This window comes from Dinghuibacter sp. (assembly GCF_035492835.1).
Classification (GTDB): Bacteria; Bacteroidota; Bacteroidia; order Chitinophagales; family Chitinophagaceae; genus Dinghuibacter.
The window spans coordinates 1-2,451 of the sequence record NZ_DATJIY010000149.1; the positions used below are offsets into that span (position 1 = coordinate 1).

General features: G+C 61.9%; 2 protein-coding genes and 1 pseudogene. 2 read left to right on the top strand and 1 reads right to left on the bottom strand.

What is annotated here, in order from left to right:
• Positions 1-369: pseudogene (locus VL547_RS13715) on the top strand (hypothetical protein); the annotation flags it as partial.
• A 29-nt stretch (positions 370-398) separates the two neighbouring features.
• On the top strand, positions 399-956 hold the full coding sequence (locus VL547_RS13720; protein ID WP_325578690.1) for a peroxidase-related enzyme: 558 nt from the start codon (positions 399-401) through the stop codon (positions 954-956).
• A 20-nt stretch (positions 957-976) separates the two neighbouring features.
• Here the strand turns inward: VL547_RS13720 and VL547_RS13725 are convergent, their stop codons facing one another.
• Positions 977-2,392 (bottom strand): arabinose isomerase, encoded by a 1,416-nt coding sequence (locus VL547_RS13725; RefSeq protein WP_325578692.1) that lies wholly within the window; start codon positions 2,390-2,392, stop codon positions 977-979.
• Positions 2,393-2,451 lie beyond the last annotated feature (59 nt).

Consider the following 2,451-nt stretch of genomic DNA (forward strand, 5'->3'; position numbering starts at 1 on the left):
GTGGCGGACAACGTGGTGTCGCTGAAGCTGTCGGATCTGCCGGTGGGCGATTCGGCGTTGGCGCTGATCGCGCGGTGTCATGGGCTGGTGCGGTTGTGGCTGGATCATACACACGTGCGGTCCGTCGGCGCGCTGGCGTCGTTGACGAAGCTGCGGTATCTGAACCTTTCTTCGACCGCGGTCTCGGATGTGACGCCGCTGGCGGGGCTGCCGTCGCTCCGCGAGTTGTTCCTGTACGGGTCTGCGGTGGATAAGTCACGGTGGGCCGCTTTGAAGGCTCAGTTCCCGCATACGCTGCTCGACTCCGGGGGGTACACGGTGTCGTCTTTGCCTACGGATACGGCGATCGTGCGCGCGCCAAAACGGTGATTTTTTTGCGTAGCTTTCTAAAAAAACACATGCCGCATATTTCCCTCCCCGAAGGATACCCCGGTATCCGCAGCCTGTTTATGTATAGCCCGGTGACCGCGCAACCGATGAATGACCTGGTGCAGGTGCTGCTGCACGATGTATCGACGTCAACCCTGACGCCGGGGGAGCGGGAGCTGATCGCGACGTATACGTCGAGTTTGAATACCTGTAAGTATTGCGCGAGCACGCATGGGGCCATTGCCAGGCACCAGCTGGGCGGGAACGGGCAGGTGGTGGAGGAGGTGATTGCCGATCCTTCGACGGCCGCCATCAGCGATAAGATGAAGGCGTTGCTTGTGATAGCGGGTAAGGTGCAGCAGGATGGGAAGAAGGTTACGTCCGACGACATCGGGGCGGCGCGGGCTGCTGGCGCCTCCGACAAGGAAATTCACGACGCGGTGTTGATAGCGGCGGCGTTTTGTATGTACAACCGGTATGTGGATGGGCTGGCGACGTGGGCGCCGGATGATCCGGAGGTGTATGATAAGATTGGAAGGCAACGCGCCGCCGAGGGGTATATGACGAAGCCGTTCAAGGTATCATAGGCGCCCCGAAGGGGCGCCGTTCAGCATACCTGGACCATCTCGACGCCGAGTATCTGGGCGAGCTTGCGAAGGACCGCGGCGATGTGCCCGCGGCCGACGGCGCAGTGGTGGGCGGGGCCGTGGCGGTTCCAGGATTCGACGAAGGTGCGGATATCCAGGGGGAATTTGTAGCGGCTGTTGGTGTTGCCGATCTCGAGGATGGGGCCGGCGACGGACTCGCCTTCGGCCACGATGAACCGGAGCGCGCCTTTGTACTCTGCGATCGACAACAGCGTCACGGGGCCGTGGGCGACGGACATCTCGACGGACAGACCCTGGCCGACTTTACCGTGATATACCTGGAGCGGGCGTACCTTGATACGGCCTTCGGCGATCGCGGGGTGACAGGGACCGTCGTGGCCCATCAGGACGACCTCGTCCGCAAAATCCATGGCATAGTATTCGGTAAACGAGCCGCCCACGCCAAGGGTGTCCATGATCTTCATCGCCTGGACGTTCTTGATCTCGTATTCGCCCGCAACGGGGACGTGGCGGCCGGTCAACAGGGAGTTGCCGAGGATGACCGAGGTCATAACGTTTTCGTTGGCGGGGTTGCCGGCGCCTTTGTGGTAATACGCGAGGGAGCCCAGGGCGTGCTTCGTTACCAGTTTGTCCAGGGCAACCGCGGTCCGGGCCGCTCTTTTGAGCTCGGCCGCGGAGCAGTCGGGCTGGACGTCGAAGGTTTGCCCGATGTCGTCGAGTTTCGCGGCCACTTCGGCGTCGGTGACGGTTGCCTCGAGGGCGGACAGCTCATCCACTTCCATCACCTCGATGTGCCCGCCAAAGGTGGCGCACTGGAGCGTCAGATCGGTATAGATGTCGAGCATACCGCCGTAATAGCTCCCCATCACGCCCAGACGGTTGTAGTACATCGTGCGGGCGACGCGGGCGGCGTCGATCCAGCCGGCGGCTTCCTGCCAGACGCGTTCGTCGCCGTGGAGCAGACCGGTGACCTGGTGGAAAGGGATGCCGGCGCGGTTGAAGACGTTGGCGATCTCGGGGACGGGACAGGCGGCGCAAAAGGCGAGCCATTCGCCGGTCATTTTTGTCCGATCGGTCATTTTGTTAAAGGACGCGTAGTCGATCGCGGGTTCGGGGGATAAGTTGAGCACGATCACCGGCACACCCGCTTTTTTGACGACGGGCAGGACGGTGGCGCTGAGGGCGTAGGTCGTGACGTACAAGAAAACGAGGTCGACGTCCTCGCGTTTGAAGAGGTCGCCGGCGGCGAAGGCTTTATCGGGGGTGTCGACGAGACCGGCGTCGATAACGGTGGCGCCGAGCTCCGCCAGGCGTCCGGCGACGGTTCCCAGGTAACCGGCGAGGCGGTTTTGCAGCGCATCGAACTGGGGCCAGTATGTGTCGAGGCCGATGCCAAATAAACCAATTTTTACCATAGTTAATTTCCAAATCTTTCGGTGATCACTGTGACCGGCCCCAACAACCCGGACGGCAG